Origin of the sequence: Rhodococcus sp. 14-1411-2a, from assembly GCF_002259485.1 — a bacterium.
Classification (GTDB): domain Bacteria; phylum Actinomycetota; class Actinomycetes; order Mycobacteriales; family Mycobacteriaceae; genus Rhodococcoides.
The window spans coordinates 152,571-168,782 of sequence record NZ_NPGA01000012.1; the positions used below are offsets into that span (position 1 = coordinate 152,571).

The following is a 16,212-nucleotide window of genomic DNA, read 5'->3' on the forward strand; positions in this document are numbered from 1 at the left end:
GTGCTGTGAACTCAGCACGGCAGGAACTCGACGCACCCACCAAGCTCGTCGGCTTTGTCGTCGGGATCGCTTTCCTGTTCCTGGCGGCGCTGTTCGTCGGGGACAAGATCGGACCCGACGCCCAGGCGACCGCAGCCGCGTCACACACCGGTCACGACGCGCACGACGCGCACGACGAGCCGGCCGCAGTGCCTGCCGGGCTCCAGGCCACCCAGGACGGCTACACCCTCGAGCTCGATCGATCCGTCGTCGAGTCCGGACCGGAGGTACCGGTCACCTTCACGATCAGCGAACCGGATGGGTCTGCGCTGACCGACTACGACGTCATGCACACCGAGGAACTGCACCTCATCGTCGTTCGACGCGATCTGACGGATTTTCAACACGTACATCCGACGCGTGACGCGTCGGGAACATGGTCGACGGCTCTCGATCTCACCCGGCCCGGGCCCTACCGTCTGTTCGCCGACTTCACCCCGGCCGGCGGCGAGAACATCACCTTGGGAGCGGAGCTGACCGTTCCCGGCGACTATCGACCGGAGCCCCTGAGTACGCGGCCCCCGAGTACGCGGCCCCCGAGTACACCGAATGTGACATCGAGGGTCGACGGTTACACCGTGATGCTCGCCGGTGCAGTGACTGCGGGCGAGAACTCGACCGTCTCTCTGACTATCGATCAGAACGGACGCGAGGTCACCGATCTGGAGCCGTACCTCGGTGCCGACGGACATCTGGTGGCCCTCCGCGCCGCTGACCTCGCCTACCTGCACGTCCACCCCGAGGACGGGCCTCCGGGGCCGACGGTCGACTTCACCGTCGACGCGCCGACCGCGGGAACATATGCGCTCTATCTGGACTTCCAGCACCAGGGCGTCGTCCACACAGCCGAATTCACCATCGAGGCACAGGAGGGTGGGGCATGAGCCAGGAAACGGAACTTCTCCTCGGCGGTATGACGTGCGCGTCGTGCGCCAACCGCATCGAACGCAAGCTCAACAAGCTCGACGGGGTGTCGGCGACGGTCAACTACGCCACCGAGAAGGCCCGCGTCACCAGTGACGGCGTGGCCACCGAGGAGCTGATCGCAGCCGTCGAAGCCGCCGGCTACACCGCATCCTTGCCGGCTGCCGAACCGGCGGACGAACCCCCGACGGATCCGCTGAAGCAGCGATTGATCGTCTCGGCGGTGCTCAGCGTGCCGGTGATCGCAATGGCGATGATTCCGGCGTTGCAGTTCACCAACTGGCAGTGGCTCTCGCTCACGCTGGCCGCTCCCGTCGTCGTATGGGGAGCCTGGCCCTTCCACCGCGCCGCCTGGACCAATCTGCGGCACGGCACCTCCACCATGGACACCCTCGTCAGCATGGGAACCCTTGCGGCCCTGGGATGGTCGCTGTACGCGCTGTTCTTCGGCACCGCAGGAACGCCCGGCATGACGCATCCGTTCGAGTTCACGATCGCGCGAACGGACGGGGCGAGCAACATCTACCTCGAGGCCGCCGCAGGCGTGACCACCTTCATCCTGGCCGGACGATGGTTCGAGAGCCGATCCAAGCGTCAGGCCGGGGCGGCGTTGCGCGCCCTGATGGACCTCGGTGCCAAGACCGTTGCTGTACTGAAAGACGGTAAGGAACAGCAGATTCCGGTCGAGCAGTTGGCCGTCGGCGATCTGTTCGTCGTTCGCCCGGGTGAGAAGATCGCCACCGACGGAACCGTCGAGAACGGTTCCTCGGCCGTCGATCGGTCGATGCTGACCGGTGAATCCGTGCCGGAGGAAGTCGGCGTCGGCGATGCGGTGGTCGGTGCAACGGTGAACGTCGGTGGCCGAATCACGGTGCGAGCGAGCAGAGTCGGTGCCGATACTCAGTTGGCACAGATGGCGAAGGCTGTCGAGGAAGCGCAGACCGGTAAGGCGCAGGCGCAGCGTTTGGCCGATCGTATCTCGGGCATCTTCGTGCCGATCGTCATCGCGATCTCGGTCGCGACACTCGGATTCTGGCTCGGTGCAGGCAATTCCGCGGCAGGCGCGTTCACCGCTGCAGTCGCGGTGCTCATCATCGCGTGCCCGTGCGCGCTCGGCCTGGCCACACCCACCGCACTGATGGTCGGCACCGGACGGGCCGCGCAACTCGGCATCCTGATCAAGGGACCCGAGATCCTCGAATCCACCCGTCGCGTCGATACCGTCGTGCTGGACAAGACCGGAACCGTCACCACCGGTGAGATGACGCTGCAGTCGGTACACGTGGCCGACGGCGAGGACGAGGACGTGGTCCGTGCCGTGGCGGCTGCATTGGAAGCGGGTTCGGAGCACCCCATCGCCCGAGCCATCGCGGATGCGACCCCATCGATGACCGTCGAGGAATTCACGAGCCTCGAGGGCCTCGGGGTGCAGGGTGTCGTGGACGGCCGTGCCGCAGTGATCGGCCGTCGCTCGCTGCTGGCCGACTGGTCGATGCCACTGCCGGCGGAACTGGCCGACGCCTTCGAGACCGCCGAGAATCAGGGGCGCACCGCCGTCGTGCTCGGCTGGGACGGCAGGGCTCGCGGAGTGCTTGTGATCTCCGACTCGGTCAAGCCGACCTCGAAGCAGGCCGTCGCGGAACTGCGCGCACTCGGCCTGACTCCGGTCATGCTGACCGGCGACAACGAGGCCGCCGCCCGCACGATCGCCGCCGAGGTGGGAATCGATCAGGTCATCGCCGGCGTCCTGCCGACGGGCAAGGTCGATGCCGTCCGAGAACTGCAGGCGTCGGGCAAGGTCGTGGCGATGGTCGGCGACGGTATCAACGACGCGGCCGCGTTGGCCACAGCCGATCTGGGGCTTGCGATGGGTACCGGCACCGACGTGGCGATCGAGGCCAGCGACCTGACGCTCGTGCGCGGTGACCTGCGGGCCGTCGGTGATGCCATTCGGCTCTCCCGACGCACGCTGAGCACCATCAAGGGCAACCTGTTCTGGGCGTTCGCCTACAACGTCGCTGCAATTCCGCTCGCCGCTGCGGGCCTGCTCAACCCCATGCTCGCCGGTGCCGCGATGGCGTTGTCCTCGGTGTTCGTGGTGAGCAACAGTCTCCGATTGCGCAGGTTCCGCTCCGCGATGTGACTCGTTGGTAGCAGCGAACGGCGCGCTAGTACAGGATGGAGACATGTCCGACGCACACGATGTCCCCATTCGCGACGAATCGATCAGGCTGGGTCAGTTCCTCAAGCTCGCCAACCTCATCGAATCCGGTGCCGAGGCCAAGGGCGTCATCTCCGACGGTTTGGTGAGCGTCAACGGGGACGTGGATGTGCGGCGCGGACGGCAGTTGCAGCACGGTGATGTCGTATCGGTCCAGGATGGGCCCTCGGCCCGCGTGAGCAAGGAAGAGGCACTGTGAAGGTCGGAAAGAGCGGACTGCCGCGAAACGAAGTTCCCGGGGCATTCGACGTCGGCGCGAAGGCGTACGACCGACTTGTCGGAGCGAACCCCGGTTACCACGAGCACCTGCTCAAGTCGGCCAAGCGGCTGCGGATCCCCGATCTCGGTGCCGGCCTGCGCTTGCTCGACATCGGTTGCGGTACCGGTGCATCCACTGCCGCGTTGCTCGAAGCCGCCCCGCACGCAGAGATCGTCGCCGCCGACGCATCCGCCGAAATGCTCGAGGTCGCTCGGAGCAAGGACTGGCCTTCGAACGTGACGTTCGTGCACTCACGAGTCGAGGATCTGGCCGTGAACGGGGTCGACGGTCCGTTCGACGCGATCCTGGCTGCATACCTCATCCGGAATGTCGACGAACCCGACACCGAGCTGAAATCGCTTCTGGCGCTGCTGCGTCCGGGCTCGACCATCGCGTTCCACGAGTACTCGGTACACGATTCGCTCCGCGCCAGGATCTCCTGGAACGTGGTGAGCTGGGGCATCATCATTCCGCTCGGCTGGCTCGCGACACGCGACGCCACCCTGTACCGACACCTGTGGCGCAGCGTCGTGACCTTCGACGGCGCGTCGGCCTTCATGCGACGGATGCAGCGTGCGGGCTACACCGGCGTCGCGAGAGAAACGATGACCGGGTGGCAGAACGGTGTGGTGCACACGTTCCTCGGCTCTCGTCCCAGGGAGGAAGAGCGTTGACCGACTCCAAGAAGGTCACCCATGCTGCCGCGCAGGGATATTCGGATGCCGGTCAGCTGGCTGATGTCCCGCACGTGGTGGTGGTCGGCGGCGGTATCGCAGGCCTGAGCGCCGCGACAGCACTGGCCGAGCGTGGTGTGAAGGTGCACCTGGTCGAGCGCGAGAGCTACCTCGGTGGCCGCGTCGGCGGGTGGGACACGACGCTGGAGGACGGCTCGCCCGCGACCATGAGCCGCGGCTTCCATGCGTTCTTCCGGCAGTACTACAACCTGCGAAACCTGTTGCGTCGCACAGATCCAGGGTTGTCTCGGTTGCGTCCGGTCGACGACTACCCGCTGATCGACGGCGACGGCCGGATCGACGGCTTCAAAGGGTTACCCGACACTCCACCACTCAACGCGTTCGCGTTCGTCAAGCGCAGTCCGACGTTCCGGTGGAAGGACCTCACCGACCTCAACGGCATCGCCGCCCTGCCGCTGATGACGGTGAGTGTGCCGAAGACCTTCGACGACCTGGACACCACTCCGGCCGCAGAGTTCCTGCGCAACATCAACTTTCCCGAGGCAGCACGGCACCTGGCCTTCGGTGTGTTCTCCCGCAGCTTCTTCGCCGATCCCGAGAAGATGTCTGCTGCCGAGCTGGCGATGATGTTCCACATCTACTTCCTCGGCTCGTCCGAGGGCCTGATCTTCGACGTTCCCCGTGACCCGTATCCACAGGCGCTGTGGGACCCGCTGGGGGAGTACCTCACCGGACTCGGAGTCGACATCAGAACCTCCACACCGTGCGGTGAGATCACCCGCGGCGGCCTGCGAAAGTTCCGCGTCGACGCGGGCGGCATCATCGACGCCGACGCGGTGGTTCTCGCCACCGACATCGCCGGATTGCAGCGTGTGCTCGAGCAGTCATCCGAGCTCGGTACGCCCGATTGGCGCAAACAGGTTGCAGCCCTGCAGAACACACCGCCGTTCCTGGTGCACCGCGTGTGGTTGAGCAAGGCCGTCAACGCCGACCGTCCCGCCTTCATCGGCACCGGAGGCATGCCCCCGATCGACAACATCAGTGTCCTCGAACGCTTCGAGGACGAAGCGGCGCAGTGGGCTGCCCGCACCGGCGGCTCCGTCGTCGAACTGCACGCGTATGCCGCCGAGGAATCCGAAGAGGTCACACGGGCGCAGCTGATGGATCGGATGCACCAGATCTATCCGGAAACCGCTGATGCAGAGGTGATCGCCGAGCGATCCGAGTGGCGCGACGATTGCCCCATGTTCGGCCTCGGCGCGTTCGCCGAGCGGCCGACCGTCCGCACTCCGGAGCCTGCTCTGGTACTTGCGGGTGACGGCATTCGTATCGATCTGCCGGTGGCGCTGATGGAACGCGCGGCCACCACAGGGCTGCAGGCCGCGAACACACTGTTGGCGAGCTGGGGCATCACCGGACACGACATCGAAACAGTGCCGACCAGTGGACGATTCAAGATGTTCGACGCCATCGAGAGACTCATGAACAGGTGACTTCGGACATGCGGATCGAGTTCGACGATCTGTCGCGTCCGGACGTGCACGCGCTACTCACCGAGCATCTCGAGGACATGCACGCCACCTCGCCTGCCGAGAGTGTGCACGCCCTCGATCTGTCGGGTCTGCGTGGGCCTGGCGTTACCGTCTGGACCGCCTGGGAGGCAGATGCACTGCTGGGAATCGTTGCTTTGAAGAAGCTTTCACCCGATCATGGTGAGCTGAAGTCGATGCGCACCTCGGCGGTAGCGCGGGGACAGGGTGTGGCATCGCGGCTGCTCGGCTTCGTATTGGACCAGGCTCGAGAACGGGGCTACGTCAGGGTGAGCCTGGAGACGGGAACTCAGGACTACTTCACCGCCGCCCGCAGATTGTATGTGCGACACGGATTCGTCGAGTGTCCGCCGTTCGCGGACTACGTGGTGGATCCATCGAGTGCGTTCTTTTCGTTGTCCCTGTAGACGTTCCGATGAGAAGGGCCGGCACCGAGTCGTAAGTGCCGGCCCTTCTCGTCAGGCTGCGTGCTGTGTGTGCGGGTAGAGATCGTCGTCGAGAGGTACGGCTCGACACTGATCGAGCGCATCCGCCGTCGAGCATTCCCTCATGCTCGTCTCCACGCCCACAACCGTGCGCCACCAGCGCTCACGGTCGGTCGATTCTGTCCACACCACCGCCTCGGACTGCATAGTGCATCACCCCAATGGTTTTCGTGATCTCTTCGCCGGAGGGTCTGGGATGCCGGTGTGTTCTCGGATCAGGTCGATTCGTGAGCGATGGACTTCTGCTCGCCGGCAATCTCGCCATGTGCGATGTTGACCTTGCGCGGCTTCGCACGTTCTGCGAGGGGAATCGTGATCGACAGAACGCCGTTGTCGTACGACGCAGAGATGCGCTCGGTATCGACGCCGTCGCCCAGCGAGACCTGGCGACGGAACGTGCCGGCGAATCGCTCCGAGGTGATCCACTGCACGCCAGTGCTTTCCGGGGCGGATCGGTGAGCGGTGAGCGTCAACGTACCGCGATCGACGTCGACATCGATCGATCCGGGGTCGACGCCGGGCAGATCGGCACTGAGCACGTAGTGGTCGTCGACTTTGTAGAGGTCCATCGGCATGAATCGCGGGGCGCGGTCCGAACCGGAAGAGGCACCCAGCATGGCCGAGGTGAGGGAATCGACATCACGGAACGGATCGAAACGAAGCACAGCAACCACCTCCTGTACCCAGATGCACTCACCCCTGTGGTGAGTCGCTCCTCAACTGTGCAGAACAGAAATTAGCACTCTCACCCCTGGAGTGCCAAGAGGGATTTCGAAGGTTCTCAGAAATTTTTCAGATCCAATAGTGCTGTGCCGCAGTGGGCGTCGCGATCGCACGAGCTCGTTCAAACACTTAGCCCTTGCGCTAAGTATTGCGAGAGCGATAGTGTGCCTTATGGCTCAGTATTCGACCGTTCTCGACGATGTATTTCAGGCACTGGCCGACCCGACCCGGCGGGCAGTGTTGAGCAGGTTGGGATCCGGACCGGCCACGGTGGGCGAGCTCGCCGAACCGTTCGACATGACTCTCCCGTCGTTCATGAAACACATTCACCTGCTCGAGCGCAGTGGCTGGATTCGCACGCGCAAGGTGGGCCGCGTACGTGCGTGCACGATCGAGCGAACCAATCTGGATGCAGCCGGTCACTGGCTGCAGGAACAACGCGCCGTCTGGGAATCCCGGACGGATCGCCTCGAAGACTTCGTCACCACGACCTCGAATGAAAGTGAACCGCAATGACATCGATCGATCCTGCTACGGACTTGACCATCTCCCGCGTCATCAGGGCTCCACGAGCAGCAGTGTGGAGTGCGTGGACGGACCCGTCGAAGTTCGAGAAGTGGTGGATTCCCGCACCAGCACTGTGTCGTGTCGATGCCTGGGATCCGAAGCCCGGGGGAGCATTCCGCACACTGATCAGTGAATCCGGCGGTGCCTACGAGCCACACATGGACGGCTGCTTTCTCGCCGTCGACGACGGTGAGCGCATCGTATTCACCAACTCGCTCGTCGAGGGTTGGCGGCCGGCACCGCAGTTGTTCATGACCGCGGTGATCACCCTCTCCGACCACCCCGATGGAACCGAGTACCACGCCCACGTGATGCACCGCAACGAAGAAGATCGAAAGATGCACGAGGAGTATGGCTTCCACGACGGCTGGGGCACCGTCATCGCACAACTCGCCGAGTTCGTCGAGGGTCAGGCGCGGCCCTGCGACCGCAACTCGTAGCGTCGCTCGGCGTAGTCGAGGTCGTCCTTCCACAGCCGTGCAGCAGTGAAGTTCATCGCCGGCCGCAACAGACCGGATGCCTTGCGTGCCATCTGGAATCCCGGACGATCCGAGCTGGCGATCGTGGCCTCGATGACGGCGGTGCGCGGTGTGCCGTCGGCTGCGGGAGCGAGCGGCGTCGCATGCGTTTCGACGACGCTGCCCGCTCCTTCGCCGTCGAGAATGCGCATGACGATGGTGCGGGGACCGGGACAGACGAACTCGGCCCGCACCGGAACTCCGACGCCCCGGCTGACACGGAAGGTCACGTCGACGAGGAAGCGGTCGTCCTCGTCGGGCACATCGATGTCGGTGGGCGCGCTGACGACCTTCAGTCTCGCGAACGAGTACGGGTGGAACCACGCACCGTGCCAGGGGTCGAGTCGATTGGCGATGATGTCGTCGGGCTCGCACTTGCCGACGAGGGTGACCACTCCGGCGATGGCAGTCGAGGCCGGCGGGCGGATCGGGACCACGGGGACAGGCGTCGGCTCCTCTCCGCCGAGCTCGTCGAGACGAACCCACACCAGAACCCCGTCGTCGAATGCGGGAACCGGACGCCAACCGGGCTTGCCCTTCGGCCCGAGCGCAAGACCGTGCCAGCGGCAGACCAACGTGTCGCATTCGATCTTCGCGGTGTCCAACGCGGCACCGAGATGCGGACATGCGCCCGGCCCGATGTGCACCTTGCCTGCCGAGTCACGCCACGCGACCAGTTCGGTGGTGCCCACGTAGCGGCCGAACGGCTTGTCGGCCTTGACGTCGCGACTGGCAGCGAACACGAACCAATTGCCCGAGGTCCGCGTCTTCGCCCGCTTCAAAGCAGACTCGATGACCTGCGGATTCGCGCCCTTCCAGGTGGGCTCCTGCTTGGCCCACGACTCCGACGGCAGCGGCTGCAACGGCATCGTCTTCGGCCAACGTCGTCGTACTGCATCCAGCGCGGTCATTGTTGCTCCCAAAGTCGACAATCGATTCCCGTGTTCTTTCACCATTGTTCCCGTTCGTGGGTACTCAATGTGACATCTGGTGGCCTTTTCGGGGGTCAATGTCACATCGAGTGGACTCGGGGAGCGGTTGCGGGAGGGTGTCGGCGGAGGGGAAGTGTGGATGCTCAGGTCACCAGGTTCGCGGTATCGACCACTTGGCGACGCCATTTGCCGAATGATCGGGGCGAGGACACTGCGAGTACGGCGACCGGGTGATTGTCTTGTCGGTAGAGAGCGACGAAGGGTCCGGTGGCGGGGTCGCCCTCGACGATTTCGGCGACGCAGTGGGGTTCGTGGTGTCCGGCGAATTGGATTCGTGCGGCGTATTGGTCCGACCACACGTAGGGCAGTCCGGTGAATCTCTTGGACCCACCGGTGAGGAGCGCTTCGACGGCGACGGCCGGTCGGGTGGCGGCGGAGGTCCAGTGTTCGTCGCGTCGAATCACCCCCGCGGCATCTCGCACCGCAGCGCAGTCGCCGACGGCAAGCACAGCCGGGTTCGAGGTGATGCCGCGCTGATCGGTCACCACCCCGCCGCAGATCTCCAGTTCGGACCCATCGAGCCAGCCGACGTTGGGCACTGAGCCCACTCCGAGCACGACCACGTCGGACTCTATCGTCGTGCCGTCCGCCAATTCCACCGCACGCACCCGGCCCGCCTCGACGACGAATCCGGCCACCGATACTCCGGTCAGTAGTGCCGCACCGGCGTTTCGATGCCACCCGGCGATCAGTGAGCCCAGCTCACTACCGAACACGCGGGCAAGCGGAGCCTTCGAGGCCTCGACGACTGTCACCGACGCACCCAGTCCCACTGCAGTGGAGGCTACTTCGCTGCCGATGAACCCGGCTCCGACCACCGTGACCCGAACTCCGGGCACCAACGAACTCCGCAGAGCCAGCGCATCGTCCAAGCTGCGGAGCACGTGAATCCCGTCGACGCCGATGGTTCCCGGCAGGCGGATGGCGGATGCACCCGTCGCGATCACCACGGCATCCGACGTCACATCGCCGGAGACGGTGGAGACCGTCGTTCCCGATAGGCCCGTCGCCGCACATCCGAGTTGCCAGTGGACATCGAGATCGTCGACGTCCAGCGGTACGGCAGATTCGTCGCCGAGCAGAAAAGCCTTGGACAACGGGGGACGGTCGTACGGCCGGTACACCTCGTCGCCGATCATCGTGATGCGACCGTCGAAACCCTGATCACGCAGGGCCCTGGCCGCGGCGACTCCGGCGAGTGAGGCACCGACCACCGTCACCGATTTCACGGGGTGACCGCGATGCGGATGACCCCGTCCTCGACGTGTACGGCGTGCGTTCGCACGGGAACCTTGGCGGGTGCGCCGAGTGCCGCACCGGTGCGGAGATCGAAACATGCTGTGTGCAAGGGGCATTCGACGGCGCAGCCTTCGACCCAGCCTTCGGACAGCGAGGCGTCCTGGTGGGTGCAGGTGTCGTCGATGGCGAAGAACTCACCCTCGACGTTGAAGATCGCGATCGGCGGTGCTCCGGCCGGGGTGACGCGTAAGGCCTCGCCGTCGGGGAGATCCTCGGCGCGACCGACGTCGAGCAGGACGCGGGTGGAGAACGTTGCGGTCATGGTCGGGCCTCCGGGGACCTGAGGGTGTGCAGTGCTCGTGTTGTACCCAGCGTGAGATCGCCCCGTTGCGGCGATGGAACGCTCGAGTTTCGATCGTGTGAATCTGTTGCGCTATACGAAGTGCAGTTCGTATTGTGCAACTAAATCAACTCGACGTACACCCCCTAGGAGCGTGTCATGTCCTCGAGCATCCCGAGGGTTGTGATCGTCGGTGCCGGAATCGTCGGCTGCAGCCTCGCCGACGAACTCACCGCGCGCGGCTGGACCGACGTGACAGTCCTGGACAAGGGCCCGCTCCCGTTCACCGGCGGTTCCACCTCGCATGCGCCGGGCCTGGTGTTCGCCACCAACTCCTCCCGATCGATGTCGCGATTCGCGGCCTACACGGCGTCGAAGTTCAAGGAGCTCGGCTGCTTCCTCGACGTCGGCGGACTGGAAGTGGCCACGACGCCGGAGCGCGTCGATGAGCTGCATCGACGCCACGGCTTCGCGTCGTCCTGGGGACTGACGTCGGAAGTGGTGGACGCCGAGCGATGCCTCGAGCTCTACCCCCTGCTCGATCGCAGCCGCATACTCGCCGGCCTGCACACCCCCGACGACGGGCTGGCCAAGGCCGTCAAGGCCGGCGCGACGCAGGCCGAGCGAGCCACCGCCCTCGGCGCGCGCTTCATCGGCGGCATGGAGGTCACGTCGATAGACCAGAGCAACGGCCGAGTCACGGCCGTGCGTGCGGGCGAGCACACGTTCGAGGCCGACATCGTGGTCTGCTGTGCCGGGTTCTGGGGGCCGGAGCTCGGTGACCTCCTCGGCATGCAGGTACCCCTGCAGCCGCTGGCGCATCAGTACGCACACACCACGGCACTGGACCTGCCCTCGCGTCGAGCCGGAACCGAGGCCACGCTGCCCATCCTCCGGCATCAGGACGAGCGGTTGTACTACCGCGAGCACGGCGACCATCTCGGCATCGGCTCGTACCACCATCGGCCGATGCCCGTCGATTCGCGCGACCTCGGATCGAGCGAGAACGTGACCGCCGAGATTATGCCGTCGTCGATGCCCTTCACCGAGGCCGATTTCGCCGACGCCTGGCAGCGCAGTACCGAGCTGATTCCCACGCTCGGAGGAGCGAAGGTAGAACACGCGTTCAACGGCATCTTCTCCTTCACCCCGGATGGAGCGCCGATCGTCGGCGAATCTCGAGATGTCCAGGGACTGTGGGTATCCGAGGCGATCTGGGTGACGCATTCTGCCGGCGTGGCGAAATCGCTTGCCGAGCAGATGATCACCGGCCATAGCGAGATCGACATGCACGAGTGCGATCTGTACCGATTCGAGAAGACCGACCTGGTGCCGTCCAACGTCGCGCGGACGAGCGCGCAGAACTTCGTCGAGGTCTACGACATCATTCACCCGCTTCAGCCGAAGGTGGAACCACGACCACTGCGAGTGAGTCCGTTCTACGGCCGCCAGCAGGAACTCGGCGCGATGTTTCTCGACGGTGCCGGCTGGGAGCGGCCGCACTGGTACGAATCGAACAGTGTTCTGCTCGAACAACTTCCGGAGCAGTGGCAGGCACCCAAGCGCGAGCCGTGGTCGGCGCAGTTCTGGTCGCCGGTCAGCGCTGTCGAGGCCTGGCGCACTCGTGAAGCCGTCGCGATGTACGACATGACGCCGCTACGACGCCTCGAGGTCGGCGGACCCGGTGCACTCGCGCTGCTGCAGAAGTTGACGACCAACCAGCTGGACAAGAAGGTCGGCAGCGTCACCTATGCCCTGATGCTCGACGCGACCGGCGGAGTCCGGAGCGACGTGACGGTGGCGCGGGTGGCCGTGGATCGTTTCCAGGTGGGAGTGAACGGCCCGCTCGACGAGGACTGGATGCTCCGCCATGCCGGGAGCGATGTCTACGTTCGCGATATCACCGGTGCGACAGCCTGTATCGGACTGTGGGGGCCGCTGGCCCGAGAGGTGCTGGCACCCCTCACCTCGGCCGACATCTCGCATTCGGGTCTGAAGTATTTCAACGGCAGAGCGATCGCTGTGGGCGGAGTCGACGTCCTGGCGCTGCGACTGTCCTATGTGGGCGAGCTCGGCTGGGAGCTCTACACCGACGCCGATACCGCACTGCGCCTGTGGGACACGCTGTGGGAGGCCGGGCAGGCGCACGGCGTCGTGGCCGCGGGACGGAGTGCGTTCAACAGCCTCCGGCTCGAGAAGGGCTACCGGTCGTGGGGTACCGACATGACGACCGAACACGATCCGTATCAGGCGGGGCTCGGGTTTGCGGTGCGAAAAGCAAAGGGCGACTTCATCGGAGCCTCGGCACTGCAGGAAGAACGCGGCGGTCCGGTGTTGACCTGCCTGACGTTGGACGACCCGTCGCACGTGGTGATGGGCAAGGAACCGGTCTTGATCGACGGTACCGTGGCTGGCTACGTCACCAGTGCCGCCTACGGCTACACGATCGGCAAGACGGTGGCCTACGCCTGGCTACCGGCAGGGCTGCAACCCGGCGATCACGTTGCAGTGCAGTACTTCCGTGACCTACTACCCGCGACGGTCATGGCCGAACCGCTGGTGGATCCCGACATGAACAAGATCAGATGTTGAGACAGGAGTGGAGCCCGCAGGAACGACCTAGGAGAGATATGACGTACGACGTGATTGTCCTCGGTATCGGTGGAATGGGCAGTGCCGCCGCCTGTCACCTCGCCCGACGCGGACAGCGGGTGCTGGGAATCGACCAGTTCGGTCCCGCGCATGCGCTGGGATCGAGTCACGGTGGCTCCCGCATCTACCGGCAGTCGTACTTCGAGGACCCGGCCTACGTACCGCTGCTCCTGCGCGCGTACGAACTGTGGCACGACCTCGCCTCGGACAGTGGACGGGACGTGTTCACCGAAACCGGAGGCCTCTATGTGGGAAGGCCGGACGGGCTCACGTTCGGCGGTAGCCTGCGTGCCTCGGAGAAGTGGGGTCTGAAGCACGATGTTCTCGACCCCACCGAGGCGCAGCGGCGCTTCCCGACGGTACGGCTGCAGCCCGACGAGTTCGCCCTCTTCGAGGAGAAGGCGGGAATCGCGCGACCGGAGACGACGGTCGCCGCGCATCTCGATCTGGCCGAGGCTGCGGGTGCCGAACTGCGATACGACGAGAAGGTGCTCGGTTGGGAATCCACCGACTCCTCGGTGACCGTCACGACGGTCGCCGGCACGTACACCGCTGGTGCACTGGTCATCTCACCGGGAGCGTGGGCACCGAAGCTGCTGGCCGAGATCGGCGTACCGATGGTGGTCGAACGGCAGGTGATGCACTGGATCACCCCGGAGTCCGGTGAAGCACCGTTCGACAGTTCGCACCACCCGGTCTACATCTGTGGCGACGGGCCGGATCAGATCTACGGCTTTCCGGCCATCGACGGGGAGGGCGGCGGCGTGAAGATCTCGTTCTTCCGCGCCGGAACGCCGTGCGATCCCGACACCATCGATCGCACAGTGCATCCCGAGGAGATCGCACGACTGCAGCAGCGCATCGTCACCACGTTTCCGGCGCTGTCCGGGCCACACCTGGACGCCAGGACGTGCATGTACACCACGACACCCGACGAGCACTTCGTTGTCGCCAAGCACCCGGACCACGCGAATGTGACGGTGGCGTGCGGGTTCTCGGGGCACGGCTTCAAGTTCGTTCCGGTGATCGGAGAAGTCCTCGCGGACCTCGCGATCGACGGCGAGACGAAGCACCCGATCGCGCTGTTCGACCCGGCGAGATGCGCGGTGTCGGCATGACCATGGTCGATCCCGAACTACAGCCGACTCTGGTTCCGACGCTGGGAGGTGACACCTACGTCGATCCTGCATATTTCGTCCGCGAGCAGGATCGGATATTCGAGCAGATGTGGTTCTGTGCCATCAGGTCGGACGACATCGTCGAGCCGGGCAACTTCCGGACGGTTCAAATCGGGCGAGAGTCGGTTCTGATCAGTCGCAATCGAAAGGGCGGTGTGACCGCGTTCTTCAACATCTGCCGTCATCGCGGCGCGACACTGTGCACCGAGGAGTCGGGAACGGTGCGTCGAAACTTCCAATGCCCCTATCACGCATGGACGTACGACCTCGACGGGAAACTGATCGCAGCTCCGAACCTGATCGACATGCCGATGATCGATCGGGTGGAGTACGGGCTCCGTAAGGTGCACGTCCGCGAATGGCTCGGGTACGTCTGGGTGTGCGTGGCCGAGGAGGCTCCGTCCTTCGAGGAGACGGTGCAGGGCGACGTTCGCGAACGGCTCGGGGGTGTGGGTGCCATCGATTCGTACGACATGGAATCACTCGCCCTCGGGCGTCGGATCGTCTACGACGTCAAGGCCAACTGGAAGCTCATCGTCGAGAACTTCATGGAGTGCTATCACTGCGCGACGATTCACCCCGAGCTCACCGAGGTGCTGCCGGAGTTCGCCGACGGCATGGCCGCGCAGACGTACGTGGGCCACGGGGCCGAGTTCGGCAGCGACATAGCCGGATTCACCGTCGACGGCTCCCACGGGTTCGCTGCCCTGGACGGGGTGGGCGAGGACCGTGATCGCCGCTACTACGCGATCACGATCAGGCCGACGGTATTCGTCAACCTGGTTCCCGATCACGTCATCATCCATCGGATGTTCCCGATGTCTGCGGATCGGACGGTCGTCGAATGCGATTGGCTGTATGCGCCCGGTGTGGTCGCCGATCCGACCAATGCGGCAACAATGGACAAGTCGGTGGAGCTGTTCCATCGCGTCAACGAGCAGGATTTCGAGGCCTGCGAGCGGTGTCAGCCGGCGATGTCGTCACGGATGTATCGCAACGGCGGGGTGCTGGTGCCGGCCGAGCATCACATCAGGGTGTTCCACGACTGGGTCGGATCACGCGTGGCCGGACCAACCCAGTAGCGTCGAGACGCGCTGCGCAGCAGCGAGAACGGATACCCCTGCCGCCGAGAGGCGGTCCTCGTCCAGTCGATAGGCGGGACCCGAGACGGTGATCGCGCCCACTGCGGAACCGTCGTAGCTGATGATGGTGGCTGCTGTCGCGTTGAGTCCGATCTCCAACTCTTCACGGGCGTAGGCGATCCCGGTGGCACGGACCGTCTCGATCTCGTCGAGCAGATCGGCCTTGGTGGTGATGGTGTTCGCGGTGAACAGTTCGAGATGACCGTCGACGCCGGCTTTGAGGAGCGAGTCGTCGTACGCCATCAGGGCTTTCCCGCTCGACGTCGCGTGCAGAGCCGACCTTTCGCCGAGCCAGTTGTGACTGATGATCGACGAGCCGCCCCGCACCTGATCGATGTTGACCGTGACGTTTCCGTCGGGCACAGCAATATTGACGGTCTCGCCGATCGAATCGGCGAGTTCCTGCAGGATCGGCCTGGCAATGCGGGTGATGTCGAGTTGAGCGGATACGGATGTGGCGAGGCGGATCAGGCCGATACCCAGGCGATACTTGCCGCGCTCGCCGGGTTGCTCGACGAGTCGGCGAAATTCCAGTGCGCTGAGCAGGCGAAAGGCCGTGGACTTGTGGACCTCGAGGTGCGCCGCAACGTCTTGAACCCCGGATTCGCCGTGGTCGGCCAGGTATTCGAGCACCTCGATCGCACGGTCGACGGACTGGACAGGGGACTCGGACACCACCCCAGTCTTG

The 16,212-nt window shown here is 64.8% G+C and carries 16 protein-coding genes; 11 read left to right on the top strand and 5 right to left on the bottom strand.

Features of this window, described 5'->3' with window-relative positions; translation table 11 throughout:
• The first annotated feature begins 5 nt into the window (after positions 1-5).
• From CH291_RS10255 to CH291_RS10280, 6 genes are read left to right on the top strand one after another with little or no spacing between them, the layout of a single operon-like run.
• On the top strand, positions 6-923 hold the full coding sequence (locus CH291_RS10255; protein ID WP_094687384.1) for a hypothetical protein: 918 nt from the start codon (positions 6-8) through the stop codon (positions 921-923).
• Positions 920-3,106: a heavy metal translocating P-type ATPase gene (locus CH291_RS10260; protein WP_094687385.1), complete on the top strand. Its 2,187-nt coding sequence runs from the start codon at positions 920-922 to the stop codon at positions 3,104-3,106. The genes CH291_RS10255 and CH291_RS10260 overlap by 4 nt, the downstream gene beginning before the upstream one ends.
• Before the next feature lie 43 nt (positions 3,107-3,149).
• On the top strand, positions 3,150-3,383 hold the full coding sequence (locus CH291_RS10265) for an RNA-binding S4 domain-containing protein (RefSeq protein ID WP_094687386.1): 234 nt from the start codon (positions 3,150-3,152) through the stop codon (positions 3,381-3,383).
• Positions 3,380-4,117 (top strand): class I SAM-dependent methyltransferase, encoded by a 738-nt coding sequence (locus CH291_RS10270; RefSeq protein WP_094638467.1) that lies wholly within the window; start codon positions 3,380-3,382, stop codon positions 4,115-4,117. Before CH291_RS10265 ends, CH291_RS10270 begins: the two co-directional genes overlap by 4 nt.
• A complete protein-coding gene (locus tag CH291_RS10275; RefSeq protein WP_094687387.1) occupies positions 4,114-5,631 on the top strand; it encodes an NAD(P)/FAD-dependent oxidoreductase in 1,518 nt (505 codons plus the stop codon). Before CH291_RS10270 ends, CH291_RS10275 begins: the two co-directional genes overlap by 4 nt.
• Positions 5,632-5,639: 8 nt before the next feature.
• The gene (locus CH291_RS10280; RefSeq protein ID WP_094687456.1) at positions 5,640-6,095 is read left to right on the top strand and encodes a GNAT family N-acetyltransferase; all 456 of its coding nucleotides are present in this window, start codon (positions 5,640-5,642) and stop codon (positions 6,093-6,095) included.
• A 293-nt stretch (positions 6,096-6,388) separates the two neighbouring features.
• Here the strand turns inward: CH291_RS10280 and CH291_RS10285 are convergent, their stop codons facing one another.
• Positions 6,389-6,838, bottom strand: a complete 450-nt coding sequence (locus CH291_RS10285) for an Hsp20/alpha crystallin family protein (protein ID WP_094687457.1) — start codon at positions 6,836-6,838, stop codon at positions 6,389-6,391.
• Positions 6,839-7,067: 229 nt separating this feature from the next.
• Between CH291_RS10285 and CH291_RS10290 the strand changes: the two genes are divergently transcribed.
• Both CH291_RS10290 and CH291_RS10295 read left to right on the top strand, forming a co-directional pair.
• Positions 7,068-7,412 carry an ArsR/SmtB family transcription factor gene (locus CH291_RS10290; protein WP_094687388.1) on the top strand — a complete coding sequence of 115 codons (345 nt, stop codon included), beginning with the start codon at positions 7,068-7,070 and terminating at the stop codon, positions 7,410-7,412.
• Entirely contained in the window at positions 7,409-7,903 is a 495-nt protein-coding gene (locus CH291_RS10295) for an SRPBCC family protein (protein WP_068045342.1), read from the top strand. The genes CH291_RS10290 and CH291_RS10295 overlap by 4 nt, the downstream gene beginning before the upstream one ends.
• On the opposite strand, the gene CH291_RS10300 is transcribed toward CH291_RS10295, so the two are convergent.
• The 3 genes from CH291_RS10300 to CH291_RS10310 form a co-directional block, all read right to left on the bottom strand.
• Positions 7,873-8,892: a DUF5914 domain-containing protein gene (locus CH291_RS10300; RefSeq protein ID WP_176460232.1), complete on the bottom strand. Its 1,020-nt coding sequence runs from the start codon at positions 8,890-8,892 to the stop codon at positions 7,873-7,875. The two genes, CH291_RS10295 and CH291_RS10300, sit on opposite strands and share 31 nt — an antisense overlap.
• A gap of 164 nt (positions 8,893-9,056) precedes the next feature.
• On the bottom strand, positions 9,057-10,202 hold the full coding sequence (locus tag CH291_RS10305) for an NAD(P)/FAD-dependent oxidoreductase (RefSeq protein WP_179276504.1): 1,146 nt from the start codon (positions 10,200-10,202) through the stop codon (positions 9,057-9,059).
• Positions 10,199-10,534, bottom strand: a complete 336-nt coding sequence (locus tag CH291_RS10310; RefSeq protein ID WP_197477884.1) for a bifunctional 3-phenylpropionate/cinnamic acid dioxygenase ferredoxin subunit — start codon at positions 10,532-10,534, stop codon at positions 10,199-10,201. Before CH291_RS10310 ends, CH291_RS10305 begins: the two co-directional genes overlap by 4 nt.
• A gap of 177 nt (positions 10,535-10,711) precedes the next feature.
• Here CH291_RS10310 and CH291_RS10315 point away from each other — a divergent pair, with 177 nt between their 5' ends.
• Genes CH291_RS10315 through CH291_RS10325 form a run of 3 tightly spaced genes read left to right on the top strand, consistent with a single transcriptional unit; the run spans position 10,712 to position 15,464 of the window.
• On the top strand, positions 10,712-13,144 hold the full coding sequence (locus CH291_RS10315; RefSeq protein WP_094687389.1) for a GcvT family protein: 2,433 nt from the start codon (positions 10,712-10,714) through the stop codon (positions 13,142-13,144).
• Positions 13,145-13,182: 38 nt separating this feature from the next.
• On the top strand, positions 13,183-14,322 hold the full coding sequence (gene solA / locus CH291_RS10320; RefSeq protein ID WP_094687390.1) for an N-methyl-L-tryptophan oxidase: 1,140 nt from the start codon (positions 13,183-13,185) through the stop codon (positions 14,320-14,322).
• Complete coding sequence (locus CH291_RS10325) at positions 14,319-15,464, top strand: aromatic ring-hydroxylating oxygenase subunit alpha (RefSeq protein WP_094687459.1); 1,146 nt, start codon at positions 14,319-14,321, stop codon at positions 15,462-15,464. Before solA ends, CH291_RS10325 begins: the two co-directional genes overlap by 4 nt.
• On the opposite strand, the gene CH291_RS10330 is transcribed toward CH291_RS10325, so the two are convergent.
• A complete protein-coding gene (locus tag CH291_RS10330; RefSeq protein ID WP_094687460.1) occupies positions 15,438-16,199 on the bottom strand; it encodes an IclR family transcriptional regulator in 762 nt (253 codons plus the stop codon). The two genes, CH291_RS10325 and CH291_RS10330, sit on opposite strands and share 27 nt — an antisense overlap.
• Positions 16,200-16,212 lie beyond the last annotated feature (13 nt).